Here is a 25,422-nt window from a genome sequence, read left to right as displayed (position 1 = left end):
ATTGTGGCCCGTGGAGTGCGCGAGACGGACGAACGGCGGTGGGGCGGGGTCAGTGCCGGGAGCGCAGGACCGTCCAGCGGTTCTCGTCGGCGATCCGCTCGTACCGCAGGTCGTCGACGACCATCCGGACCAGGGCGAGTCCGCGGCCGCTCTCGGCGAGTCCGTCCGGCAGCTGGGCCGCCTCGGTGTCCACGGTCGCGGCGACGCCGTCGTCGGACAGCAGTGCGGAGAACCGGTCCGCTCCGATCTCCAGGCGCAGGCGGCAGGTCACGCCGTCCGGGCGCGTCCCGTGCTCGATCACGTTCGACGTCAGTTCGACGATCGCGAGCTCGAGGGCCATCCGGTCCTCGACGGACACCGACGGCTCGTCCTGCCACACACCGGCCAGGAACTCGTGCACGGCGGACACGTCGTCCGGCGGGCAGGACAGGGCGAGCGTGTGCTCGGCGGCGGAGGCGGTCATCACCAGTCGGTGACCGCAGCGTCCCCGTCGGGGTACGTGCGGAGGATCTTGTCGATGTTGGAGAGCTGCAGGACCATCTGCACCTGCTCGGACGGCGCGGCGATGCGGAGGTCGCCACCCGCCTGCCGCGCGGTCTTCAGGCTGCCGACCAGTGCGCCGAGTCCGGACGAGTCCATGAACTCGACACCCGAGAGCTCGACCACGACGCGGGCACGTCCGTTGCCGACGACCTGCGCGACCGTCTCGCGGAACGCCGGGGCGGACACCATGTTGAGGCGTCCACTGCACTCCAGTACCGCGGTGTCGGGCTGCGCTTCGTGTACGACGATGTCCATGCCGGGTGGCCTCCTCAGGTCGGTGCGCCTTGCAACCAGCAACCTACCGGCTCCGTCGTGTCAGGTCCCGGTGCGGTCCCGCCGCGTCGCGGTGATCTGCACCACGACGGCCGCCGCCATGAGCGCCGCCATGACGCCGCCCATCGCCAGCGCGGTCCCGCCGAGGGCGCCGGCGAGCGGTGTGCCGAAGCCGCCGATCCCGAAGGTGAGACCACCCTGCAGGGCCGCTGCGGTGCCCGGGTGCGCCGCGCCGACGTGCTGTGTGCGGGTCATCGCCGCGGGCAGCACGAAGCCCCACGCGCCCGTGACGACCGCCAGCGCGCACCAGACCGGCACCGGGCCGAGGTCGAGCAGCGCGGAGACGAGGACGGCGGCCGCGCCCGTGGTGCCGACGAGCAGTCCGGCGGTGAGCAGGGAGTCCTCGGAGAACCGCCCGACGACGCGACCGAACACCAGCGTCGTGACGATCATCATCGAGGCGTTCGTGGCGAAGACGAGCGTGTACATGCCCTCGGAGAAGCCGAACTGGGTCTGGAACACGAACGAGCTCGTCGCGATGTAGGCGAAGAAGCCCACCGTCGAGAGCACTCCGCTCAGCACGTAGGCGCGGAACCGCGGGATCGCGAGCAACTCGCGGATGCGTCGCCCGTTCGCCGCGAAGCCCACACCGCCGCGTCGCTCCGGTGGCAGGGTCTCGCGGAACCAGAGCAGCACCATCGCGAAGAACAGCGCGCCGAGCACCGCGAGCACGACGAACATGACCCGCCACGTTCCGAGCGTCAGCACGGCTCCCCCGGCGAGCGGTGCCACGACGGGGCCGATCGCGTTGATCGCCGCGAGCGTGCCGAAGACCTTCGCCATCCGGGTCCCGCTCGCCACGTCCGACACCATCGCCCGGCCGGCGACCGCACCGGCGGCGCCGCCGAGCCCCTGCGCGATGCGGGCGACGACGAGCGTGCCGACGTCCGGCGCGAGGGCGCACCCCACCGAGGCGAGCGCGAACATCGCCGTGCCGACGACGAGCATCGGCCGCCGGCCGACCCCGTCGCTGACCGGCCCGACGAGCAGCTGCCCGACGGCGAAGGCGACCAGGAACGCCGTGAGCGACAGCTGGACGGCACCGGGTGTCGTCCCGAGGTCGCGCGCGATCTGCGGCAACGCCGGGATGTACATGTCCGTGGCGAACGGTGACACCCCGACGATCAGCGCCAGTGGCACGACCGGCGGCAGGGTGGTCGTCGTCGGCTTCCGCATGCGCTCCGTCGTCACGGTCGACACGCTACGCGCAGCCGAATCGATTCGACGCACCCCGCCAGCCGCGGATCAGCCGGTGTTCTGCAGGCCGGCGGCGATCCCGTTCACGGTGAGCAGCAGCAGGCGGTGGTCGGCATCGGTCGGGTCGGTGCTGCCCGTCGTCCGGATGGACCGGAGCGCGCGGAGCTGCAGGTGCGACAGGGCGTCGACGTACGGGCTGCGCAGGCGGACGGCCCGGGCCAGGACCGGACGGTCCTCGAGCACGTCGCTGCCCCCCGAGATCCGGAGCACCCAGTCGCGGGTGCGTGCCATCTCGTCGAGCACCTTCGCGGCGAGGTCGTCGCGGTCGGCGAGCTCGAGGTACCGACGGGCGATGTGCTCGTCGGTCTTGGCGAGCGACATCTCGACGTTCTTGATCATCGCGCCGAACAGCGGCCACTCGGCGGACGCGGCGCGCAGGACGTCGACGTCGCCGACGGCCTCGAGCGCGGAGCCGAGCCCGTACCAGCCGGCCAGGTTGATCCGCGCCTGGGTCCAGGAGAACACCCACGGGATCGCGCGGAGGTCCTCGAGCGACTCGACCGACAGCCCGCGACGGGCCGGACGGGAGCCGAGCGGGAGCAGACCGATCTCCTCCATCGGGGTGACCCGCGCGAACCACGGGGCGAAGCCGTCCGCCTTGACCAGCTCGTAGAACGCCGCGCGCGACACGTCGTCCAGCTGCTGCGCGAGGTCGGCGAACCGGGTCGCCGCCGTGGCCGTGCGCGCCTCGTTCGACGGCGACGACGCGAACAGGGTGGCCGAGGCCATCTGCTCGAGGTGGCGGGCCGCGATGTCCTGGTCGCCGTACTGGGCGAAGATGACCTCGCCCTGTTCGGTGAGCTTCAGGCGACCGTCGATCGATCCCGGCGGCTGCGCGAGGACGGCTTCGTTGGCCGGTCCGCCGCCGCGGCCGAGCGAACCACCGCGGCCGTGGAACAGGGTCAGTTCGACCTCGTTCTCCCGCGCCCAGTCGGCGATGCGGGCCTGGGCGTCGTAGAGCGCCAGGTTCGCGGAGACGGGGCCGACGTCCTTCGACGAGTCCGAGTAGCCGAGCATGACCTCGAGTCGACGGCCGGTCGCGGCCAGGCGACGCTGGAACGTCTCGGTGCGCACGGCCTCGTCGAGGATGTCGACGCTGGCGTGCAGGTCGGCGAAGGTCTCGAACAGCGGGATCACGTCGAGCACCGGCGCGGCTTCGGGCGACCCGAGTGCGGCGACGGCGAGCTCGTGCACGTTGGCGAGGTCCGCCGCCGACTGCGTGAAGGACACGATGTACCGGCTGGCGGCACGGACGCCGTACCGCTCCTGCAGGCCGGCGATGGTCCGGAAGACCGCGAGGACCTCTTCGGTGGTCTCGCTCAGGGCGCCGCCGGCACGGATCTCGGCGAGGGCCGTGCGGTGCACCTGGGAGTGCTGGCGGACCTCGAGCTCCGCCAGGTGGAACCCGAAGGTCTCGACCTGCCAGATGAGGTTCTGCAGCTCGCCGTTCGCAGGCCGGATCGCGCCGGCGGCGACGAGCGACGCCTGGATCGTCCGGAGGTCCGTGAGCAGCGCGTCGGGGCCGCTGTACCCGAGCGGCGTGGCGCCCTGGCGGGTGGCGTCGATGCGCGCCGCGACGAACAGCAGGGCGCGACGGTGGGTCTCGTTCGGGGCACGGACGCCGATGCGCTCCGCGATGGTCGGGTCGAGGGACTCCTGCGCCGCCACGAGCGCGGTGAGCCCGGCGTCGGCCGGGGTGTCGCTCGCGTCGAGCGTCAGGGCGCTGCCGATGCGGGTCGTGGCACGGGTGAGGCCGATCAGGATGTGCTCGGCCGCGATCTCGGCGGCCTGGCGCGTGATGTCGGCGGTCACGTGCGGGTTGCCGTCGCGGTCGCCGCCGATCCAGGTGCCGAACCGCACGAACGCGGGGGCGGTCACCGGTGCGCGACCGGCGTCGTCGCCCTGCAGCCGGTCGTCGAGCAGGCGGTACACCTGCGGGACGATCTCGAACAGGGTCTGGTCGAACACGCTCATCGCGGTGCGGACCTCGTCGAGCGGGGTCGGCCGGGTGGTGCGGAGCGGCGAGGTGCGGAGGAGGGTCGTGATCTCCTCGAGCAGCCGCCGCTCGTTCTCGGCACGTGCCGTGGCGTTCTTCGCGCGGTCGCGCTCGTCGATCAGGTCCGTGATGCGCCGCACGCCCGTGGTCACCGCACGACGGCGGGCCTCGGTCGGGTGCGCGGTCAGCACCGGGTGGAACCGCAGCGTCCGGAGTCGCTCGGCCGCCTCGGCCTCGCCGACCTCGGCCACGAGTTCCGCGTAGGTCGCCGGGAACGAGTCGCCGGCGAGTCCCCCGTCGTCACCGCGCTGTCGGAGCACCCGCACGCGGTGGTGCTCCTCCGCCAGGTTCGTGAGGTGGAAGTACGTCGTGAAGGCCTGTGCGACCGCTTCGGCGCGCTCGGCCGACATCGCGGACACGAGGGTCTGCGCGCGGGCGGCGCCCTCGGCGTGGTCGCCCTCGTAGGCGTCGATCACGGCTGCGCGCAGCGACTCCACGTCACGCAGCAGCTCGTCGCCGCCGTTCTCGCGCAGCACCCGGCCGAGCAGGTTGCCGAGGTAGCGCACGTCGGCGCGCAGGTCACTGTCGACCGCGCCGCTGACGTCGTCCCGAGCGCGCTCATGGCGCGCCGATCCGTCGATCGCCGTCATGGGGTCCTTTCGGGGTCGTCCGGGAACACCGTCCCGGCTCCGAGCAGCGTATCGGCCAACGGGCGCCCGTGACGTCGACCGTCCGGACGGACCAGCCGGCCGTTCGTGCCGGGCGCGGGCACGCACGGAGGACGCCGGGATCGCGACGCGAGGCGGGAGCACCCCTGCAGTTGCGACGCGGTCCGCGATCCCGGCGGGTCTGTGGTCGGCGCGGCTCGGCTCAGCTCGGTTCGGCGAGCTGGGCCTGCGCGGCGGAGTGGACCTCGACGATCTGCACCCGAGCCGAACGGCGGTCGGTCAGCGGCGACGTCCACGGCACGATGACCTGTTCCTCGTCGCCGTCGTCGAGCCGGGCGAGCCAGACCCCGGCGACGGCGTCGATCTCGGTCATCGTCGCCGCCACGGCGGTCGCGGCACCGTTCGCGCGGACGATCGCCAGGTTGTCGCCGGCGTGGTCGGCGTTCATGTGCCGGAGGATCGCCCTGCGTGCCTCGTCGTCGAACGGCTCGGTCACGCGGTCACCGCCGCGTCGCCGACACCGTCCGTCACCGGCCGCCGACGGGCGTCGAGGCCCTCGAGCAGACCGCTGTTGAGCGAGTACGCCAGTTCGACCTCGGCGATGACCCGTTCCTGCTCGTCCGCCGACCACGGTGCCGCGTCGAGCTGCGCACGGTAGGTTTCCTTGAAGGCGCTGGGGTCCGCGACCTGGTCGAAGATGTAGAACAGGACCCCGTTCGTGTCGAAGCCGAACTGGTCGGACAGCATCCGCCCGATCATCTGCCCACCGGACAGGTCACCGAGGTACCGCGTGTAGTGGTGGGCGACGAAGCCGCCGGGCCACTCGGCCGCGACCTCGTTGAGCCGCCGCACGTACGCCGTCGTGGCGGGGAGCGGGCACACCAGCTCGGACCAGTCCGGACCGATCAGGTACTCGAGGTCGGCGCGGATCGCCGGCATCCGCGTGAGCTGCGAGGTGACGAACGGCGCCGCCACCGGGTGGTCCGCCATCCGCTCGGCCGCACGCTCGAGGGCGTCGTAGACGAACGAGTACTGTCCGAGCAACGCCGCGTAGTCGGCGACGTCGCACTTCCCGCCGAGCAGGTCGTGCATGAAGCCGTTCCCGGCCGAGGATCCGTGCGAGCGCCGGGTGCGCTTGCGCAGCAGCTCGGAGAACGGGGTGACGGTCGTGTCCATGAGGTAAGGCTAACCTTAGTTCGACAAACGTCAAGCAGGAGAGAGGACGCTCGTACCGATGAGCTCCAAGCCCAAACGCCCCCAGCACGTCTTCGTGGTCGACCGTACCGAGCGGCTGACGCCGCACATGGTGCGTGTCCACCTCGGCGGACCGGCCTTCGACGACTTCGTGGGCACGGCCGATGCGGACAAGCTGGCCGCCACCGACAAGTACGTCAAGCTCCTGCTCGCCAAGCCGTCGCTCGGCCTCGAGCCGCCGTACGACCTCGAGGCGCTGCGCGACACCCTGCCGAAGCAGGACCGGCCGGCCCGCCGCACCTACACGGTGCGGGCCGTCGACCACACCGCGAGGACGATCGCGGTCGACTTCGTCGTGCACGGCGACGACGGGCTCGCCGGGCCCTGGGCCGCAGCGGCGCAGCCCGGCGACAAGCTCGCCTTGTCTGGCCCCGGCGGTGGCTACGCGCCCGTGGACGACCCGGACGTGACGCACGTCCTGCTCGGCGACGACAGCGCCCTGCCGGCCATCGGCGCCGCGCTGGAGTCCATGGCCGACACGGCCACGGGCATCGCCCTGGTCGAGGTCGCCGGCCCGGCCGACGAGCAGCAGATCGCGCACCCGGCCGGGGTCGACCTGCGGTGGCTGCACCGCGACGCCACCGGCGCCCAGCCGGGCACGCTCCTGCTGGACGCGGCCCGGGCGCTGCCCCGCGCCTCCCGGCCGGTCCAGGTCTTCGCGCACGGCGAGCGGACCGCGATGAAGGCGATCCGTCGGCTGCTGCAGGACGACTGGGGGCTCGAGAAGCGCGAGATGTCGCTGTCCGCCTACTGGGCGCTCGGGCGGGGCGAGGACCAGTTCCAGGAGGAGAAGCGCGAGCCGGTCGGCGTGATCTTCACCGACTGACGGCCGGGCGCCTGCGCGGTCCTTCCCAGAGCGGGTGCGATGGGGAGCGGAGCAGCCGGGAGGCGCGGGGGACGTCGGTGGGTCCGGCTAGCGTTCCGGACATGGTCACCTCGTCGTGCTGCGTGCCGGGTTGCGCAGGCACCGCTGCGGACGCGCTCGCGGGCGTGCCCCTGTGCGCCACGCACGTCACGCTGGTGACCGAGTTCGCCGCCGAGCACGTCGGCGTCGAGGACGCACTCCCGGGGCCTTGCGCGGTCTGCGGGTCGCGCATCGGCGTGCGGTTCCCGTCCGGCTTCGTCTGCGCGCGGTGCGAGTGGCGGTGGGGCGACGTGCCCGACGGCGACCTCGCTCCCCCGCGGGTCGACGTCGTGTACTACCTCCGGATGCGCGACGACTTCGGCGACCGGGTGAAGATCGGCACGACGACGAACCCGCGCCAGCGGTTGGCCGCGATCCCGCACCAGGACCTGCTGGCGTTCGAGCGGGGCGACCGGTCGCTCGAACGCCGCCGGCACACGCAGTTCGCCGCCACGCGGTACCCCGGCACCGAGTGGTTCCGGGCGACGCCGGAGCTGCTCGCGCACGTCGACGCCGTCGCCGCCGGCGTGGAGGACCCGTGGGACCTGCACGCCCGGTGGACGAGCGAGGCACTCGCGCTGCGCGGCTGACCGGAGCGGGCCGTGGCACGATCGCGCCGTCGGCCCGCTCGCGCGGGTCAGGCGGCCCGGAGCATCCGGTCGGCGGTGCGGAGCGACAGCGCCATGATCGTCAGCGCCGGGTTCGCGATGACGGCACTCGGGAACACCGAGTTGTCGGCGATCCACAGGTTCGGGACGTCCCACGAGCGGCCGTCGGGGTCGACGACCGAGGTCTCGCGGTCCGCTCCCATGCGGGCCGTGCCGATGGTGTGCGCGGTGCGCTCGAGGACCCGGACGTCCTTGCCGCCGGCGGCCTCGACGATGGTGGTCATGGTGCGGACGGCGTGACGGCGGATCGCATCCTCGTTGGACCCCGGCGTGAACGACACCCGTGCGCGCGGGACACCGTGCTCGTCGACCTCGTCCGCGAGCACCAGGCGGTTGTCGTCGTACGGCAGGCACTCGGCGTTGATGCCGACGCCCGCCGAGTACGGGTAGTCCTGCAGCGCCCGCACCAGTTCGGCGCCGCGCAGGCCGCCGCCCCGGACGAGCGTGTTGGCGAAGGTCTGCGGCTGCACCCCGAGGCTCTGGATCAGGTACCCGCCGGCGAAGTCCGCGTCGGCGGGCCGGACGAAGTCCTCGGTGATGATCGACGAGGGGTAGCCGCGGTAGGAGCGCATCGACTGGTCGAAGCGGGCCCAGACCTGGGTGGCGCCGTGCGCGGTGAAGTTCCGGCCGACCTGGTCGCTGCCGTTCGCGATCCCGGTGTGCAGCAGCAGGCGCGGGGTCTCGACGCCGCCGGCGGCGAGCACGAGCGACCGGCAGCGCTGCCGGTGCTCGCGGCTGTCTCGGGTGTACAGCACGGCGCTGACCTCGCCCGCGGCGTCGAGCTCGATGCCGTGCACGAACGAGTCCGGCCGGATCTCGGCGCCGAAGGCCACGGCGGCCGGCAGGTACGTCGTGTCCATCGAGACCTTGGCGCCGTTGCGGCAGCCCTGGTGGCACGAGCCGCAGGACACGCAGGCATGCCGCAGACCGTGGTGCTCCTGGTGACGGTCCTCGGTGGTCAGGCCGACGGGGGCGTCGGTCGCGGTGATGCCGGCGGCCGCTGCCCCGCGCATCATCATGTCCGACGAGGCGTTGCGCGCCGGCGGACGCATCCGGTAGCGGCGCGACGGGTCCCACGGGTAGTGCTCGGGACCGGCCACCCCGACGTCGTGCTCGACCTGCTCGATCCAGCCGGTGAGCTCGGCGTGGCTGATCGGCCAGTCCTGGCCCTGGCCGCTCTCGGAGCGCAGGCGCAGGTCGTGCTCGCTCGGGCGCGGTGTGAACGCACCCCAGTGCAGCGTCGAGCCGCCCACGCCGGTCCCGCTGTTGTTCGGGCCGAACGCGGTCGGTGCTCCGCCGCCGCTCAGCCGCTCGTCCATCCAGTTGATGTCGCCGGGTGCGGCGACCTCGTCGGGCACGTGGTCGCCCGGCTCGGTGTTGCGCCCGGCCTCGAGGGCGACGACCCGCAGGCCGCGACGGGCCAGGGAGGCCAGCAGGGGGGCTCCGCCGGCGCCGGTCCCGACGACCACCACGTCGACGACGTCGTCCGTGCCGTAGGTGCGCTGTCCGTCGAGTCTCATCGTGCTGCTTCCGTCGTCGTGGTGTCGTCGTGGGTGTCGTCGCGGCGGTCGGGTGCCGGTGACTCCCAGGCCTCGCGCTGGTCGGCGGCGAGCAGCTGGAACCCCTGCTTGCGCACGCCGTCGCCGCCGTTCGCGAAGCCGTCGAAGTCGATCGCCGCCATCGTCGCGGGGTGGGCCAGCCAGTGCTTCACGAGGTCGACGCTGGCGTCCTCGAACCAGGCGCGCAGCTGCTCGGCGTCGAGCACGCCGTCGGCACGGTACCGACCGGCGGAGACGTCCTGCAGCGTGCGGTCGAGCACGCCGTCCTGCGTCGGTCCGGCGAGCACGTCGAGCGCCGCCCGGTACGCCTCGACGTCGGCCGGCATGCCGTCGACGCGCCACCCGTCACCGAGCCCCGCGGCGAGCTGGTCGTCGACGCGCAGGGCGAGGTCGACCTGACCGTCGCCGGGCTGTGGGACGACGATCCGGGCGATGGCGCGGAGGGTCTGCAGCTGGAGCGCCGTGAGCGCGCGCGGCGCGGCGGTCGGGTCGTCGGGCAGCGCGCGTGCCGCCAACAGGGAGCGCATGCGGGCGCTGACCCGCGGCGAGGCGATGACCCGTGCCTGCTCGACGGGCACGACGGGAGCCCCGGTGAAGCGGCGGGTCCAGAAGTCGCGGATGCGGTCGGCCACCGCCTCGGGCTGTTCCCACGGCAGCAGGTGTGCAGCGCCCTCGACGACGTGGAGCTCCGAGTCCGGCCAGTGCGGGAGCGTGAGGCGACGCTGTGCCTCGGCGTCGAGGTCGCCGTCCTCGGCACCGGCGAGCACGAGCGCCGGCACGGGGTTCGGCGCCGCGTCCGACCAGTCCTCGCGGCTGCCGCGCGTGAGCCACGCCGTCCACGCGCCGGGATCGGTGCGCTGGACGTCCTGCACGGCGGTCGTGTGCCGCTCGGGCGCCAGGGTGGACGCGGTGTTCGCGTCGACGAACTCGGCGGCGTGGGTGGCGCCGATCGGGCCGTCGGCCGCCCAGGACAGCATCGCGGCGCGGCGCTCGTCGTCCATCGGTTCCGGCGCCAGCGGGGAGGCCGCCAGCAGCACGACGGCGCGCAGGCCGAACAGGCCGTTCGCGCCCGACATGGTGCGGTCGGCGACGACCGTGGCCACCTTGCCGCCCATGGAGTGCCCGATGAGCACCCACTCGCTCGCGCCGCTCGCACCGATCGCGCGCTCGACGAGCACGGCCACCTCCTCGACGGTGGTACCGGACGACGCAGGGCTGCGGCCGAAGCCGGGCAGGTCGATGCCGATGAGTTCGAGGTCGTCACGGATCAGGGCGCGGCGGAGCAGGGCGAACTCCTCGGAGCTCGCCCCCAACGCGTGGAGGCAGAACGCAGGGGTCACCCCTCTTGCCTACCGGTCGCTCCGCGGCGAACCCAGGCGGCGTGTACCCCGTCGGCCGATCCTGTCCCCCGATCGGTCATCGTGCGTACGCGTCGACGAAGAGGTCGCCACGGATCTGCCGCAGGGTGTCGGCGAGCCGATCGACCGTCCGGCCGGAGATGCCGGACACCTGCAGGTCGTACGGGCCGAGCGCCGGCAGTCGTCCGGTGCGGATGCGCACGACCTCCCAGCCCACGGCGCGGACCGCGCGGTCCTTCTTGCGGTCGGTGTCCTGCCGCGGCCCGACGTGTTCGAGGCCGTGCCGACCGGTCGAGTCGTACTCGATCGCCACGCGGAGCTCCGGCAGGATGATGTCCGGCCAGACCTCGACGTGGTCGAAGAACGGTCGGTCGAGGCGGATCGCCGAGTGGTCGTAGGTGAACGCGAACCGGTCGGACAGGGCGGCACGCAGTTCGGCTTCGACCGCGGACGCCGTCGCCGGTGCGCAGACGCTCGCGAACGACTCACCCGACGGCAGCCGCGGGGTCTTCGGACAGATCGTGCGGGGCACCGGCTGGTCCGCGCGTCGCGGTACCCCCGGCACCGGTCGACGCGCACGGGTGCGGCTCGAGGCCACGGCGCCCGCCGGGGTGCCGCGGGAGGGCGCCGCCGGCAGGGTCTGGCGGCCGGTGGCACGGACCACCCGCTGCGGGACCGGCACCTGCGACGGCCAGTCGGACGGCAGGACCGGCCAGCGCTGCGGCTGCGCCTGCACCGCGCACTCCGGGCACCACACCGAGCGCCGACGTTCTCGACCGGGTCGGGACCGCTGCTCGGCGGGGGTGGCGACGAAGACGTGGCCGACGTCGCACTCCCAGGTCAGCAGGACCTCGGCCGCCGGTGGGACCTGGGTCAGGACGACACCGTGGTTCCAGTCGGGGTGGTACTGGCGGATGAGCACCGGGTACGGCGCCCAGTCGGCGCGGAACTGCCCGACGGCGTACGGCACCGCCTCGCCGCGCGACCACTGTCGGCGGCGCCACCACGCGTCGACGGGTTCGGCCACGTCCACACGCTAGGCACCGCCACCGACACTGCCGTCGACACCGCGGGCCGGCGACGGGCGCTCAGCGTGCGAGGGCCTGCTTCGCGTACGCCACGAGCGCGTTCGCGTGGCCGTGCCCGAGCCCGTGCTCGGTCTTCAGCCAGGCGACGACCTGCATGTGCGGGTGGTCGCCGAGCTGCTCGGCGACCAGATCGAGCCACTCCTGGACGGGGCGGCCGTACGTCGTCTCGATGCTCGGGAAGTACGACGCCGGACCCTTCGGCTTGCTGCCGTCCGCCGGGGGCACGGGAGCGGTCACGCGGTGCGCTGTCATGGCAGAACCGTACTGCGCACACGGCGTCACGGAACGTCATGCGCGACGCGACTGTGACGCCGCGTTCCGCCCCGTAGCGGTGTGTTGCACCGTGCGTTGTCCAGGCACCGCGACCCTTCTACGGTCGCGACATGACCGACACCAGAACGGGACCGTCCCGGGACGCGACCAGCGCCGTCGCCGGGACCGATGCGGTCGACGCGACCAGCGTCGACGACGCAGCAGGATCGCGGGACGCACCACGGGCCTCCCGGACGACGGACGCGACCGTCGACGCGGCCGGACGCGCCGCGCTCGACCGACCCGTCGTCCCGTTGCGGCACCCGCTGCGCTGGATCGCCGCAGCCGTCGTGCTGGTGGTGCTCCTGAACTTCGTCGAGACACTGTTCACGAACGAGTCGTGGGGCTGGCCGGCCGTCGGGAAGTGGCTGTTCAGCCCGGCGATCCTGACCGGCCTGCAGCTCACGCTCGTGGCGACGGCACTCAGTGCGGTCATCAGCTTCACCGGCGGCATCGTCGTCGCGATCGCCCGGCTCTCACGCAACCCGGTGCTGTCCGGGCTGGCGTGGGGCTACGTCTGGCTGTTCCGTTCCGTGCCGCTCATCCTGGTGCTCGTCTTCCTGTACAACCTCGGGTCGCTGTACCCGACCATCGGCATCGGGATCCCCTTCGGGCCGCAGGTCGAGGTCACCACGGCCAACGTCCTCGGCGACCTGGCGATCGGCGTCATCGGGCTGAGCCTGAGCGAGATCGCGTACGCCTCCGAGATCGTCCGTGCCGGGGTGCTGGCCGTCGACCACGGCCAGCACGAGGCCGCGCAGGCGCTGGGGCTCCCCCGCCGTCGCCAGTTCGTGCGGGTGATCCTGCCGCAGGCACTCCGGTCGATCGTGCCGGCGTTCGTGAACCAGGTCGTCGGGCTGCTCAAGGCGTCGTCGCTGCTGTTCTACGTGTCGCTGCTCGACCTGTTCGGCGTCGTCCAGAACCTGTCCAGCACCTACCCGACCGACATCATCCCGCTGCTCGTCGTCGCGACGCTCTGGTACCTCGCGCTCACCAGCGCGGTGTCGGTCGTGCAGTACTACGTCGAGCGGTGGACCGCTCGCGGGTCGGTGCGGGCGTTGCCGCCCACGCCGTTCCAGCGGGTACGGGCCGCGGTGCGTCGCGGTTCCGGACGCGGGCCGGGTCGGCTTGGAGGCCCGGATCGCTCCCGGCAGGCCGCCTCCGCCGCGGCCGTGGTCGCGTCCGGCCCCGGTTCCACCATCGACGACAGGACCATCTGATGAGCGCGGCGATCAGCATCCACGGAGCCGTCAAGGCGTTCGGCGACACGGTCGTCGTCGACGGCGTCGACCTGTCGTTGCCGTCCGGGAGCGTCACCGTGGTCCTGGGGCCCTCGGGGTCCGGCAAGTCCACGCTGCTGCGCGCGATCAACCACCTCGAACCGCTCGACCGCGGGGTCGTCACGGTCGGCGGCGAGACCATCGGCGTCCGGCTCCGGACCGGGCGCGACGGGGTCCCGCGCTACAAGGAGCTGCCCGAGCGCCTGATCCTGCGGCAGCGATCGCGGATCGGCTTCGTGTTCCAGCACTTCAACCTGTTCCCGCACCTGACCGCGCTCGAGAACGTGGCCGAGGGGCCGATCGCCGCCGGGGTCCCCCGTGCCGTGGCGCGCGACCGTGCGGCGGCGCTGCTCGAGCGCGTCGGACTCGGCGACCGTGGCGACACCCGGCCGCGGCAGCTCTCCGGCGGGCAGCAGCAGCGCGTGGCCATCGCGCGGGCACTGGCGCTCGAGCCGTCGGTCGTCCTGCTCGACGAACCGACCTCGGCGCTCGACCCGGAGCTCGTCGGCGAGGTGCTCGGGGTCATCCGGGGGTTGGCGGACACGGGCACCACGCTCGTCATCGTCACCCACGAGATCGCCTTCGCCCGCGAGGTCGCCGACCACGTCGTGTTCCTCGACCACGGCCGCGTCGTCGAGCAGGGCTCCCCCGCCCAGGTGCTCGACGATCCGCAGCACGCTCGCACGCGGGACTTCCTGTCCCGCGTCCGCTGACGCCGTCCCCTCGACGTTCCTTCTTCCCCTTCCACCCGATCCCAGGAGAACCATGTCCCCGATCACCCCCTCCCGCTGGCGGAACCGCGCCGGAGCCCTCGTCCTCGCCACCGGAGTCGTCGTCGCCCTCGCCGGGTGCGCCACGTCGGCGACGGCCGGCTCCGGCTCTGGCTCCGGCGCGTCCGACGGCACGGTCACGATCGGCGCCGCGTCGAACGGTGCCGCCACCGAGACGAAGGTCACCGTCGACGCGGACGAGAAGCTGCACGACGAACTCCCCGCGTCGATCAAGAAGTCCGGCAAGCTCGTCGTCGGCATCGGTGCGCTGCCGGCCGGGTTCCCGCCGCTCGCGTTCACCGGCGACGACCAGAAGACGCTGACCGGTTCCGAGCCCGACCTCGGCCGGCTCGTCGCCGCGAAGCTCGGCCTCGAGGCCCAGGTCGAGAACGCCACGTGGGACAACCTGTTCGTCGGGATCGACGGCGGCAAGTACGACGCCGGGTTCTCGAACATCACGGTGACCGAGCAGCGCAAGGAGAAGTACGACTTCGCCTCGTACCGCCAGGACAACCTCGCACTGCAGGTGCCGGAGGACTCCTCGTTGACGTTCGACGGCGACCCGTCCGTGCTCGCCGGCAAGACCGTCGCCGTCAGTTCCGGCACCAACCAGGAGCTCATCCTGCTCGGCTGGAAGGCCGACCTCGCCAAGCAGGGCAAGACGATCACGATCAAGTACTACCCGGACGGCAACGCCGTGAAGCTGGCGCTCGACTCCGGCAAGATCGACGCGTACTTCGGGCCGAACCCGACGGTCGCGTACCAGAACACGTTGAGCGCGGACGGCGCGAACCCGACGAAGACCGCGGGCACGTTCTCCGGCGCGGGCGGGGACCTGCAGGGGCTCATCGCAGCGACGACGAAGAAGGACAGTGGGCTCGCCGAGCCCATCGCGGACGCCATCGACGAGCTGATCGACGACGGCACGTACGCGAAGTGGCTCAAGGCCTACAACCTGTCGAACGAGGCCGTCGAGCACTCCGAGGTCAACCCCGAGGGGCTGCCGCTCGACGCGAGCTGACGCCGGGCGCGGGCTCGGGCGCGGGCTCGGGCCAGTCCGACGCGAAACGACTCCCTCGATGTCGCACGACGTCGAGGGAGTCGTTCCGTGCGCGCGCGGCGGTCGGCGCCGATGCTCGTTGCGGGCGCATCGTTGACACTGCACGAGGTGATCGACGCGTGCATCGTCGGAACATGTACGCGCACGGGCCACACGCGCACCGACCCCGGACGACTTCGTCGACGTCGGACGACGACCACGGTGTCGCTCGTTGCACGCGCCACTGGTTGCACGCGCGCACGAACGACGAGCCCGACGTCGTGCGACATCGAGCTCGTCGTTCCGGGTCGACACGGACCAGTGCGGTCAGCGCACCCCGGCACCCACGCCAGCCCCCGCACGGGCAGTACGAGCGCCAGCACCGGCACCCCGCGCGGCCCACTCCGCGGCGAGCAGCTCGTACGAGCGCACCCGGGCGTCGTGGTCGTGCGTGATCGTCGTCACGAGGAGCTCGTCCGCGCCGGTCGCCCGCTGCAGCACCTCGAGGCGGTCGGCGACGGCCGTGGCATCGCCGACGAACCGGGTGGCGAGCCGATCGGCGACCGACGCCGCCTCCGCCGCAGCGAGCGGCGCAGCCCGTGCCGCGGACGGCGTCGGGTACTCGATCGCCCCGACGCCGGAGCGGATCGAGTACACCCACTCCGCGTACCCGAGCGACAGTTCCGCGGCATCGGCTTCGGTGCGCCCGACGACGACGTCCGCCGACACGATGACGTGCGGTGCCTCGAGCACGCCGGGGCGGAACGCGTCGCGGTAGGCCTGCACCGACGCCAGGACCGTGCCGGGCGACGTGTGGTAGTTCGCGCCGTACGGCAGTCCGCGTGCTCCGGCGACCCGGGCGCTCTCGCCTCCGGTCGACCCGTGGATCCAGAGCTCGACGGCGGCTCCGGTGGCGGGCGGCGCCTCGACGACGGCGCCGTCCCGCGACCAGGTGCCGGCGAACAGCGCACGGACGAGGTCCAGCTCGCCCTCGAACCGGTCGACGTCGCCGGGCACCCTCCCGAGCAGCTCCCCCTGCAGGGCGAACCGGCTGCCCGGTGCGATGCGGAAGTCGAAGGGTGCGGGGACGAGCAGTCCGTCGACGACCTCGTCCGACCGAGGCGCGAGCGACGGCGGCTTCGGGGTGCCAGGAGCCGGCGCCCCGGAGCGGCCGAGCCCGAGGTCGATCCGCGGCCCGTACAGCGCAGCGAGGGTGCCGAAGGTCTCGGCGATCTGCAGCCCGCGGACGTTGCCGACGAGCGTCGCCGCACTGCCGACCCGGATCGTGGACGTGGCGGCGGCGACCGCACCGATCACGATGGTCGGCGCGCTGCCGGCCACCCCGGGGTTGAGGTGGTGCTCGGCGAGCCAGTAGCGGGCGTACCCGGCTCGCTCCGCGGCGACGGCCAGGTCGACGGTGCGGTGCAGCGCCGTGGCGGCGGACGACCCGGCGGTGACCGGTACGAGGTCGAGCACCGAGAGCGGCACCCGTCCAGCGGCGCTCACGAGGCGTCCTTCCACGCGCCGGTCAGCTGGTCGAGCCGGGTGTCGGCCCCGAACACGATGCCGTGCACGGTCGGCGCCGGCGCGATGATGCTGGTGAGTTCGTGCACCGGGACGAAGTCGACCTGGGACGCGATGCGCTGCTGGATCTCCCCGAAGGTGGCCGACCGGTCGGACGCCGACGACTGCGACAGTTCCTTCGTGAACAGCGCGTCGAGCGTCGTGTCCGACGCACCGATCGACTGGGCGCCCGAGCTGGAGAACTTCGACCGCAGGACGTCGCCGTCGGCGCGCGAGCTGTTGTCCCACGACAGGTCCCAGTCGCCGCTCGTCAGGTTGGCGAGGTACTGCGGCACGGTCCCGCTCTCGAGGGTGACGCCGACGCCGATCTTCTTCAGCTCCTGCTGGATGAGTTCGAGCGAGGTCTGGTTCGGCCCGAAGTTCGTGATCCAGACGAGCTTGAGCTGCAGCTTCTGGCCGTCCTTCGCGCGGATGCCGTCCGAGCCCTTCTCCCACCCGGCGGCGTCGAGCGCCTTCTTCGCCGCGGCGGGGTCGTACGAGATCGTCGACGAGGTGTCGGTGTAGCCCGGAGTGGTCGAGCCGAGGACCGAGTCCGCGACCTTGAAGAGGCCGTTGAGCGAGGTGTCGCGGACCGCCTTCGGGTCGACGGCCTGTGCGATCGCCTTCCGGACGACCAGGTCGGACACGATCGGCCGCTTCTGGTTGAACGTCAGACCGAACACCTGACCCGGGTTGGCGCGGGTGACGAGGTCGTACTGCGCCTGCAGGGTGTCGACGTCGCTCGGCTGCACGCTGCTGATCGCGTCGAGCTGGCCGGACTGCAGGCTGCCGGTGCGGACGCTGGCTTCGGGGACGACCTGGAACGTCACCTCGGACAGGTGCGCCGCCCCCGCGTTCGACCGCGCGGCGGGACCCCAGTCGTAGTCCTTCCGCTTCGTCAGGACCGTGGACGTGTTCTTCGTGTACGACTGCAGCGTGAACGGCCCGGTGCCGATCACGGCCTTCCCGTCAGCGCGATCGTCGAACGGGGTCTCGGTGGTCTTCGGGGCGACGATGCCGAGGGCGACCGACGCCGTGGCGTTCGGGAACGCGGCGTTCGGCGCCCCGAAGTCGACCTCGACCGTGTCGTCGTCGACGACCTTCGTCCCCGTGTAGCCGGAGAAGTACGCGGCGGCCGTGCTCGACGCGCCGGCCGAGGCGATGTCGTCGAAGGTGTCCTTGACGGCCGTCGCGTCGAACGCGGTGCCGTCCGAGAACGTGACGCCGGAGCGCAGGTCGAACGTGAACGCGGTGGCGTCGGCGTTCGCCGAGTACTTCGTCGCCAGCCACGGCTTGAGCGAGCCGTCGGACGGGTCCTGCCAGAGCAGCGAGTCGACGAGCTGCCGGGTGATCGCGAGCGTGTCGTTGCCCGCGCCGGTGCCCGTCGGGTTGAGCGTGATCGGGTCGTTCGCGATGGCGTAGGTGAGCGAGCCGCCGTCGACGGGCTTCGACGACGAGGACGTCGACGCGGTACCGCCCGACGAGCAGCCCGCCATGACCAGGGCCGCCGCGGTGCCGGCCGCGATCGCGGCCACCAGACGGAAGGGGGTGCGGTGGGTGGTCATGAGACTCCTTCGGTGGTGGGGACGCGCCGGGATCGTCCCGGGATCGCGTCGAGCAGTGCGCGCGTGTACTCGTGCTGCGGGTCGTGCAGCACCTGTGCCACGTCGCCGTGCTCCACGACGCGGCCGCCCCGCAGGACGGACACCTCGTGCGCGATGCGACGGACGACGGCGAGGTCGTGCGAGATGAACAGGTAGGAGACGCCGAGCGTCGACTGCAGCTCCGCGAGCAGGTCGAGGATCTGCGCCTGGACGGACACGTCGAGTGCGGAGACGGGTTCGTCGAGGACGATGAACGACGGGTCGAGTGCGAGCGCGCGGGCGATCGCCACACGCTGCCGCTGTCCGCCGGACAGCTCTGCCGGTCGACGACCGAGCACGGACGACGGCAGCGCGACGAGGTCGAGCAGCTCCGCCGCCCGTACCGCGCGGGACCGCCGGGTGCCGATGCCGAAGGCCGCGAGCGGGTCCGCGATCACCGCACCCACCGACAGCCGCGGGTGCAGCGCCGCGTACGGGTTCTGCTGCACGATCTGCGCCTGCCGCCGGTACGCCCGCAGCGCCGCACCGCGGGCTCCGCCCACGTCGGCACCGCGGGCTCCGCCCACGTCGGCACCGTAGAACCGCACGCGGCCGGCGTCCGGGCGTTCGAGCCCGAGCACGAGGCGCGCGGTGGTCGACTTGCCCGAACCGGACTCCCCCACCAGCGCCAGGGTGCGGCCCCGCGGGACGGTCACGTCCACCCCGTCGACGGCGGTCACGCGGTCGAAGGACTTCCGCAGTCCGGTCGCGACGACGAGTGGGTCGCCGTCTGCCGGGAGGCCCGTGCGGAGTCCGACGGACACGGTCACGTCGTCGAGACTGGGCGCCGCTGCGATCAGTGCGCGCGTGTACGCCTCACGGGGTGCGCCGAGCACCTCGGCCGGGGTGCCCTGCTCGATGATGCGCCCCTCGGACATCACGACGATGCGGTCGGCCCGGTCGGCGGCGACCCCGAGGTCGTGCGTGATGAACAGCACGCTCGTGCCCCGTTCGGCGACGAGCCGGTCCAGGTGGTCGAGGATCGTCCGCTGGACCGTGACGTCGAGCGCGCTCGTCGGTTCGTCCGCGACGAGCAGCTCCGGGTCGCCGATCAGGGCGATCGCGATGAGCACCCGCTGCCGCATCCCGCCGGACAGCTCGTGCGGGTACTGCCGCGCGCGGAGTTCGGGTCGGTCGATGCCGGCACGGCGGAGCTCCTCGACGGCGCGTTCCCGAGCCTCGGCACCGGTGGCGAGCCCGTGGATCCGGAGCACCTCGGCGACCTGGGTGCCGATCCGCGTCACGGGGTTCAGCGACACCGTCGGGTCCTGCGGCACGAAGCCGATCCGGACGCCGCGCACGGACCGCACCTGGCGGTCGGTCGCGGTGACCAGGTCGAGGTCCCCGGATCCGTCGGCCGCCCCGGAGAGCCGCACCGTGCCTCCCGTCAGGTCCGCCGCTGCGGGCAGGAGCCGGAGGACCGCGTGCGCCGTCGTCGACTTGCCCGAACCGGACTCACCGACGATGGCGACGCGCTCGCCGCGGCCGACCTCGAGCGAGACGCCGTGGAGCGCGGTGCGCGCACTGCTCCCCCGGCCGTAGGTGACGGTCAGGTCCTGGATGCTGAGCAGGCTCATCGGACGGCCCTCCGCTCGGTGTCGAGCGCGCGGGCGACGCGGTTGCCGGCGAGCACCGTGACGGCGATCACGAGGCCGGGGATGGTCGTGAGCCACCACGAGGACGCGATGTAGTCGCGCCCGGTGGCGACGAGGGAACCCCACTCGGGCCGCGGCGGCTGCGCGCCGTAGCCGAGGAAGCTCAGGCTGGAGACGGCGAGGATCGCGGTGCCGAACTCGAGGGCGGCGAGCACCAGGACGGGACCGGCCGCGTTGGGCAGCACGTGCACGGCCAGCACGCGCCACCAGCGGTTGCCGTTCGCGCTCGCCGCCTCGACGTACGGCGCGGTGCGGACCCGGACGACCTCGGAGCGCATGATGCGGGCGATCGTGGCGATGCTCGCGACGCCGACCGCCACCGCGACGTTCACGGTGCCGAAGCCGAGCACGGTGACGATCGTCAGCGAGAGCAGCAGGCTCGGGATCGCGAGCAGGACGTCGGCGACGCGCATGAGCACGGCGTCGACGACCCCGCCGACGAAACCGGCGACGAGCCCGACGAGCGAGCCGCCGACCAGCCCGATGACGATCGCGAGGACCGCGGCCTGCAGTGTGAGCGCGGTGCCGTGCACGACGCGGGCGTACAGGTCACGGCCGAGCTGGTCGGTGCCGAACCAGTGCGCGGCGTCGGGAGCGGTGAGCTTGGCAGCCGGGTCGGCGGCGAGCGGGTCGTGGTGGGTGAGCGTTCCGGGCAGGAGCGCGGCGAGGACGACGAGGGCGAGCCAGACGAGGGCGACGGTGAGCGTCGGACGGGCGACGAGCGCACGGAGCGCTGTCGTGGTGCCGCCGGGGAGGCGGTCGGTGGCGAGCGACGCGGGGCGCCCGATGGCGAGCTGCGTGGTCTCGGTCATGCGGGGACCGCCTTCGGTTCGGTGGCGCTGGACGGGGTGGTGCCGGACGGGGTGGTGCCGGACGGGGTGGTGCCGGACGTCGCACCCGGTGTCGCACCGTCCTGGTCGCGGAGCTTCCGACGGCTGCCGGCGACCACGACGCGCGGGTCGAGCAGCGGGTACACGAGGTCGACGACCAGGTTCACGACGACGAAGACCGCGGCGGCGAGCAGCACGATGCCCTGCACGACGGGGCTGTCCTGCTGCTGCACGGCGGTGGCGGTGACCCGGCCGAGGCCAGGACGGGAGAACACCGTCTCGGTGACGACGGTTCCGGAGAACAGCTGTCCGACGATGAGTCCCGTCACGGTGAGTGCGGGCAGCGCAGCGTTCTTGAGCGCGTGCCGGAGCTGGACGCGCCACCGCCCGGCACCCTTGGCGTACGCGGTGTCCACGTACGGCTCACGGAGGGTCTGGACGAGGGACTTCGACAGCAGCTGGGCGATCGTGGCACCGGTCGGCAGCGCCAGGGTGATCGCCGGCAGCACGACCGACGCCGGCCCTTCGCCACCGAACGCCGGGAAGACGTGCAGCCCGAACGAGAACCACTGCACCAGCAGCAGCGCGAACCAGAACCCGGGGATCGCGACGCCGATCGGGGGCAGCTGGAGCAGGAACTGGCCGAGGGCCCGGTTCCGGGTCCACGTCGCCAGGACCGCGATCCCGCCGCCGGACACGATCGCGAGCACGAGGCCGGCGACCGCGATCTGGGCGGTCGGCGCGATCGCTTCGCCGATGACGTCGGCGACCGGTCGACCGACGCCGATCGAGCGGCCGAGGTCGCCGGTGAGCAGGGCGCCGAGGTGCTGGACGTACTGCACGAGCACCGGCTGGTCGAGGCCGTACTGGTGCCGGAGCGCGTCGAGCTGCGCCGCCGTCACGTCGGTGGCGTCCGGACCGACCATGATCCGGGCCGGGTCGCTCGGCAGCACGTACAGGACGAAGAACGAGATCGTCCACGCCGCCCAGAGCACGAGCACGGCCTGGCCGATGCGGGAGAAGACGTAGCGGGTCATGCCGCCACCGCCGTCCGGGCGGGCGACCACCCGAGCGCCGGTGCGACCTTCGCCACGACGTCCGAGACGATCTGCTCGTACTCGTCACCGGCGAACTCGTAGGGCAGCTCGATCCGGAACTCGTCGACCTCGGCCAACGTGGCGTCGTGCGCGAGCTGCTCGACGATCTGCTCGGCGGGACCCACCAGGTCGGCGGAGAACAGGGTCCGCCGCGGTCCCTGGGGCGCGGTCTGCCGTGCGAGACGGGACTCGTGCCAGGTGCGGTACCGTTCGCGCGAGACCCGGTCGGCCGAGTCGGTCGGGACGACGCACCGGCCCCAGGCCACGCGGGGCATGCGGCCGGTCGGCAGCGCGGCGTGGTACGCCGCGAGCTGGTTCCGCTGGGCGGTGCCGTAGTCGTCGGTACCCTCGCCCGAGGTGAGGTTGCCGAGCAGCAGGTTGAGGCCGGAACTGCCGGCGAAGGAGGCCGACCGGAGCGACCCGCCGCCGTACCAGACCCGGTCGACCAGACCCGGCGCGTACGGCTGCAACCGGGGTCGTTGGACGTTCCCGGGGCTCTGGATGACGGTGTCGTCCGCGCCGAGGAACGCGCCGCGCAGGTTCTCCACGAACCGGGACACCCGCCCGTACCCGCGGTCGAACGCGCGCCAGTCGCCGTCGAACACCAGGTCGCCGAGGATCTCGGCGTGCGGCGACCCGGTGGACAGCCCGACCTGCAGCCGACCGTGCGCCAGGACGTCGGCGAGCGAGAAGTCCTCGGCCAGGCGGAAGGGACTCTCCCACCCGATCGGCACGACGGCAACGCCGAGCTCGATGGACGTGGTGCGCTGCGACGCCGCCGCCAGGAAGACCGCGGCCGAGCCGATGCCGTGCTCGAGGTGCCGGTGCCGGACCCAGGCGCCGTCGACGCCGAGCCGCTCGGCCGTGGCGAAGAGGTCGAGGGTGGCCTCGAGACCGTCGACGGGGGCGTTGTCCTCGAAGTTGCCGGGGACGAGGATCGCGAGGCTGGAGATCGTCACGCGAGCACCCCGGCGGACGCTGCCGCACGCGCCGGCGCCGCCGCAGCGGCCGTGCGTGCGGCGGCCGATCGGTCGCGGATCGTGCCGGGCAGGTCGAGCGTCTGCCGGAGGGTCGCGCCCTCGTCGTAGGACTGCCGGTAGACGCCGCGCTCCTGCAGCAGCGGGACGACCGTGTCGACGAACTCGTCGAGGCCGTACGGGTTGGTGTGCGGCACGACGACGAACCCGTCGGTGGCGCGCTCCTGCACGTACCGGTCGATCTCGGCGGCGATGTGCGACGCCGTCCCGACGAACCCGCCGCGGGTCGAGGCGCGGATGACGAGGTCGCGGATCGACAGGTGCTCGGCCTCGGCCAGGTCCCGCCACGACCGCACCAGGGCGGGGACGTCGCGGGTGTGCCGTGCGCGCCCGCGGGTGATCGCGGCGCCCTCGTAGTCGGGCTCGATCGTCGGCAGCGGGCCGTCGACGTCGTACGAGGACAGGTCGCGGTTCCAGACCTGCTCGAGGAACGCGATCGCCGTGGCCGGGCTGACCTGGGCGCGACGGATGGCGTTCGACCGCTCCTCGGCGTCCTCCGCCGAGGAGCCGATCACGAAGGTCGCACCGGGCAGGATCTGCAGCTCGTCCTTCGACCGTCCGACCCGCTCGAGCCGCTCGGTGACGTCGCGGTAGAACGCCTGCGCGTCGTCGAACTCGGTGTGCAGCGAGAAGATCACCTCGGCGTTCGCGGCGGCGAGGTCGCGCCCCTCGTCGGAGTCACCGGCCTGCACGATCACCGGGTGCCGCTGCGGACTGCGGGGCACCGGGAACGTGCCGGTGACGTCGAACTGCGGGCCGTGGTGGTCGACGTCGCGGATGCGGGACCGGTCGGCGAACACGCCGTCCGCGAGCGCGCTGCCCGCGGCGGTGTCCGCGACGACGGCGTCGGCCTGCCACGAGTCCCAGAGTTCGCGGGACAGCGCGATGAACTCGGCAGCGCGCGTGTACCGGTCGGCGTGGTCGAGGAACCCGCCGCGGCGGAAGTTCGCACCGTGGAACGCGTCCGAGCTCGTCACGACGTTCCACCCGGCACGACCGTCGGTCAGGTGGTCGAGCGTGGCGAGCTGCTTCGCGAGCTCCACGGGCTCGTTGAACGTCGTCTGCAGGGTGCCGACCAGACCGATGTGGTCGGTGACCCCAGCCAGGGCGGCCAGGACCGCGAGGGTGTTCGGACGCCCGACGACGTCGAGGTCGTGGACGCGGCCCTTCTGCTCGCGGAGCCGCAGGCCCTCGGCGAGGAACAGGAAGTCGAAGAACCCGCGCTCGGCGTTGCGGGCGAAGTGCTCGAACGACGAGAACGCGATCTGGCTCTCGGCGCGGTCGTCGCTCCAGATCGTGGTGTTGTTGACGCCCGGGAAGTGGGCGGCGAGGTGGACCTGACGCTTGCTGCTCATGCTGAGACCCCCGAGGAGACGGAACCGACACCAGCACCGGTGACGGAAGGACGCGCGTACCGGCTGACCGCCGGGGCGACGCCGAGCCGCGTGCGCAGGTCGGCGGTGGGACGGGACGCCACGTCGGCGCGGAGCCCGGCGGTGACGAGGGCGGGGACGAGCTGCCGCGCGATGGCGGTGCTGTCGAGCGGGATGCGCAGGGGGCGGAGCCGGACGCCGGCGAAGCCGAGGCTCCGCAGGTCGCCGATCAGCGACACCAGTTCGGGCACCGTCGTCGCGAGCACGGACGTGTCCGACGCCGCCGCGTACGCGCTCCCGGCAGTGCCGTCGAGCGCGGCGAGCTCGTCGGCCGCGGCAGCGGACGAGGACCCGATCAGCACCGCGAGGTCGGCGAGGACCGAACGACGGACGTCAGACCCGGCCGCCTGCTCGAGGTGACGGACCTCGTCCAGCAGGTCCCGCGCCTCCCGTCCGTCGAAGCCGGGCGTGACCAGCACGACATCCGCAGCGTCCACGGCGAACGCCGCAGCGTCGGCGCGGTGGGCCAGGGCGAAGACCGGCGGCCGCCCCTGCGGCGACCGCGGCACGATCGACGCGCCGTGGACGGACAGGTGGCGGCCCGCGTACTCGGCGTTGTGGATCCGGTCGCGGTCGATGAAGCGGCCGGTGGTGACGTCGCGGATGATCGCGTCGTCGTCCCAGCTGTCCCAGAGGCGCGAGACGACCTCCGCCGCCTCGCGGGCTTCGTCGAACAGCGTGGCCGCGTCGTCGCCGCCGGGTCGACGGCCGAACAGGGCCGCCTCGCGGGTCGTCGGGCTCACCTGGATCCGCCAGCCGGCTCGCCCGAGCGAGACGTGGTCGAGGGTCTGGAGGCCCGTGGCCACGTGGAACGGTTCGGTGTGCGTCACCGAGACGGTCGGCACCAGACCGACGGCGCGGGTCGCGGGGGCGACCGCGTTCGCGACGAGGAGGGCGTCGAGTCGTCCGACGACGGTCGTGGTGTCGAGGTCGCCCGCCGCGTCCGCCGGACCGGCGGTGAAGGAGTCCTCGATCGTGACGGCGTCGACGCCGAGGCGGTCCTGCTCCACGACGACGTCGCGCCAGTGCCGGAGACTGGTGAGGCGCTGCGCGACCGGGCCGGCGACGCGCCAGGCGGCGGGGTGCCAGCCGGCGCCCTGCAGCGCGGTGACGAGGGTGGTGCGGTCGGGCATGG

General features: G+C 72.8%; 23 protein-coding genes. 5 read left to right on the top strand and 18 right to left on the bottom strand.

Annotated elements, in window-relative coordinates:
• Positions 1–49 precede the first annotated feature (49 nt).
• The 6 genes from KZI27_RS09950 to KZI27_RS09925 all read right to left on the bottom strand — a co-directional run bounded on the left by KZI27_RS09950 (position 50) and on the right by KZI27_RS09925 (position 5,973).
• Positions 50–463, bottom strand: a complete 414-nt coding sequence (locus tag KZI27_RS09950; RefSeq protein ID WP_123312794.1) for an ATP-binding protein — start codon at positions 461–463, stop codon at positions 50–52.
• Positions 463–798, bottom strand: a complete 336-nt coding sequence (locus tag KZI27_RS09945) for an STAS domain-containing protein (protein ID WP_123312795.1) — start codon at positions 796–798, stop codon at positions 463–465. The genes KZI27_RS09950 and KZI27_RS09945 overlap by 1 nt, the downstream gene beginning before the upstream one ends.
• Before the next feature lie 60 nt (positions 799–858).
• Positions 859–2,067, bottom strand: coding sequence for a multidrug effflux MFS transporter (locus tag KZI27_RS09940; RefSeq protein ID WP_261784211.1), 1,209 nt, complete (start codon positions 2,065–2,067; stop codon positions 859–861).
• A 54-nt stretch (positions 2,068–2,121) separates the two neighbouring features.
• Positions 2,122–4,779 carry a phosphoenolpyruvate carboxylase gene (locus tag KZI27_RS09935; protein ID WP_222660970.1) on the bottom strand — a complete coding sequence of 886 codons (2,658 nt, stop codon included), beginning with the start codon at positions 4,777–4,779 and terminating at the stop codon, positions 2,122–2,124.
• 220 nt (positions 4,780–4,999) lie between these two features.
• A complete protein-coding gene (locus KZI27_RS09930) occupies positions 5,000–5,293 on the bottom strand; it encodes a DUF2470 domain-containing protein (protein WP_222660968.1) in 294 nt (97 codons plus the stop codon).
• Positions 5,290–5,973, bottom strand: coding sequence for a heme oxygenase (biliverdin-producing) (locus tag KZI27_RS09925; protein ID WP_222660966.1), 684 nt, complete (start codon positions 5,971–5,973; stop codon positions 5,290–5,292). The genes KZI27_RS09930 and KZI27_RS09925 overlap by 4 nt, the downstream gene beginning before the upstream one ends.
• A gap of 58 nt (positions 5,974–6,031) precedes the next feature.
• Here KZI27_RS09925 and KZI27_RS09920 point away from each other — a divergent pair, with 58 nt between their 5' ends.
• The gene (locus KZI27_RS09920; protein WP_222660965.1) at positions 6,032–6,877 is read left to right on the top strand and encodes a siderophore-interacting protein; all 846 of its coding nucleotides are present in this window, start codon (positions 6,032–6,034) and stop codon (positions 6,875–6,877) included.
• Positions 6,878–6,978: 101 nt separating this feature from the next.
• A complete protein-coding gene (locus tag KZI27_RS09915) occupies positions 6,979–7,545 on the top strand; it encodes a GIY-YIG nuclease family protein (protein WP_222660963.1) in 567 nt (188 codons plus the stop codon).
• 47 nt (positions 7,546–7,592) lie between these two features.
• Here the strand turns inward: KZI27_RS09915 and KZI27_RS09910 are convergent, their stop codons facing one another.
• From KZI27_RS09910 to KZI27_RS09895, 4 genes are all read right to left on the bottom strand, one after another.
• Entirely contained in the window at positions 7,593–9,143 is a 1,551-nt protein-coding gene (locus tag KZI27_RS09910) for a GMC family oxidoreductase (RefSeq protein WP_222660961.1), read from the bottom strand.
• Complete coding sequence (locus KZI27_RS09905; protein WP_222660960.1) at positions 9,140–10,522, bottom strand: alpha/beta fold hydrolase; 1,383 nt, start codon at positions 10,520–10,522, stop codon at positions 9,140–9,142. The genes KZI27_RS09910 and KZI27_RS09905 overlap by 4 nt, the downstream gene beginning before the upstream one ends.
• Positions 10,523–10,598: 76 nt before the next feature.
• Positions 10,599–11,567: a hypothetical protein gene (locus tag KZI27_RS09900; RefSeq protein ID WP_222660958.1), complete on the bottom strand. Its 969-nt coding sequence runs from the start codon at positions 11,565–11,567 to the stop codon at positions 10,599–10,601.
• Positions 11,568–11,628: 61 nt separating this feature from the next.
• Positions 11,629–11,880 carry a DUF4287 domain-containing protein gene (locus tag KZI27_RS09895; protein ID WP_222660956.1) on the bottom strand — a complete coding sequence of 84 codons (252 nt, stop codon included), beginning with the start codon at positions 11,878–11,880 and terminating at the stop codon, positions 11,629–11,631.
• A 131-nt stretch (positions 11,881–12,011) separates the two neighbouring features.
• Between KZI27_RS09895 and KZI27_RS09890 the strand changes: the two genes are divergently transcribed.
• From KZI27_RS09890 to KZI27_RS09880, 3 genes are read left to right on the top strand one after another with little or no spacing between them, the layout of a single operon-like run.
• The gene (locus KZI27_RS09890) at positions 12,012–13,160 is read left to right on the top strand and encodes an amino acid ABC transporter permease (RefSeq protein WP_261784210.1); all 1,149 of its coding nucleotides are present in this window, start codon (positions 12,012–12,014) and stop codon (positions 13,158–13,160) included.
• A complete protein-coding gene (locus KZI27_RS09885) occupies positions 13,160–13,933 on the top strand; it encodes an amino acid ABC transporter ATP-binding protein (protein ID WP_131846160.1) in 774 nt (257 codons plus the stop codon). The genes KZI27_RS09890 and KZI27_RS09885 overlap by 1 nt, the downstream gene beginning before the upstream one ends.
• 52 nt (positions 13,934–13,985) lie before the next feature.
• Positions 13,986–15,011: an ABC transporter substrate-binding protein gene (locus KZI27_RS09880; protein WP_222660954.1), complete on the top strand. Its 1,026-nt coding sequence runs from the start codon at positions 13,986–13,988 to the stop codon at positions 15,009–15,011.
• 345 nt (positions 15,012–15,356) lie between these two features.
• Here KZI27_RS09880 and KZI27_RS09875 read toward each other — a convergent pair whose 3' ends face one another.
• The 8 genes from KZI27_RS09875 to KZI27_RS09840 are packed head-to-tail and all read right to left on the bottom strand — an operon-like array spanning position 15,357 to position 25,420.
• Positions 15,357–16,535: an LLM class flavin-dependent oxidoreductase gene (locus tag KZI27_RS09875; RefSeq protein ID WP_222660952.1), complete on the bottom strand. Its 1,179-nt coding sequence runs from the start codon at positions 16,533–16,535 to the stop codon at positions 15,357–15,359.
• On the bottom strand, positions 16,532–18,157 hold the full coding sequence (locus tag KZI27_RS09870) for an ABC transporter substrate-binding protein (RefSeq protein WP_261784209.1): 1,626 nt from the start codon (positions 18,155–18,157) through the stop codon (positions 16,532–16,534). Before KZI27_RS09870 ends, KZI27_RS09875 begins: the two co-directional genes overlap by 4 nt.
• Complete coding sequence (locus KZI27_RS09865; RefSeq protein WP_222660950.1) at positions 18,154–19,812, bottom strand: dipeptide ABC transporter ATP-binding protein; 1,659 nt, start codon at positions 19,810–19,812, stop codon at positions 18,154–18,156. Before KZI27_RS09865 ends, KZI27_RS09870 begins: the two co-directional genes overlap by 4 nt.
• On the bottom strand, positions 19,809–20,702 hold the full coding sequence (locus KZI27_RS09860; RefSeq protein ID WP_222660948.1) for an ABC transporter permease: 894 nt from the start codon (positions 20,700–20,702) through the stop codon (positions 19,809–19,811). Before KZI27_RS09860 ends, KZI27_RS09865 begins: the two co-directional genes overlap by 4 nt.
• Positions 20,699–21,757 carry an ABC transporter permease gene (locus KZI27_RS09855; protein ID WP_222660947.1) on the bottom strand — a complete coding sequence of 353 codons (1,059 nt, stop codon included), beginning with the start codon at positions 21,755–21,757 and terminating at the stop codon, positions 20,699–20,701. Before KZI27_RS09855 ends, KZI27_RS09860 begins: the two co-directional genes overlap by 4 nt.
• Positions 21,754–22,776, bottom strand: a complete 1,023-nt coding sequence (locus tag KZI27_RS09850) for an LLM class flavin-dependent oxidoreductase (protein WP_222660945.1) — start codon at positions 22,774–22,776, stop codon at positions 21,754–21,756. Before KZI27_RS09850 ends, KZI27_RS09855 begins: the two co-directional genes overlap by 4 nt.
• Complete coding sequence (locus KZI27_RS09845) at positions 22,773–24,209, bottom strand: NtaA/DmoA family FMN-dependent monooxygenase (RefSeq protein WP_222660943.1); 1,437 nt, start codon at positions 24,207–24,209, stop codon at positions 22,773–22,775. The genes KZI27_RS09850 and KZI27_RS09845 overlap by 4 nt, the downstream gene beginning before the upstream one ends.
• Positions 24,206–25,420, bottom strand: coding sequence for an LLM class flavin-dependent oxidoreductase (locus KZI27_RS09840; protein WP_222660941.1), 1,215 nt, complete (start codon positions 25,418–25,420; stop codon positions 24,206–24,208). Before KZI27_RS09840 ends, KZI27_RS09845 begins: the two co-directional genes overlap by 4 nt.
• Positions 25,421–25,422: the final 2 nt, after the last annotated feature.

The sequence above is a fragment of the Curtobacterium sp. TC1 genome, from assembly GCF_019844075.1.
GTDB lineage: Bacteria > Actinomycetota > Actinomycetes > Actinomycetales > Microbacteriaceae > Curtobacterium.
This window is presented reverse-complemented; position numbering and strand designations above follow the sequence as displayed.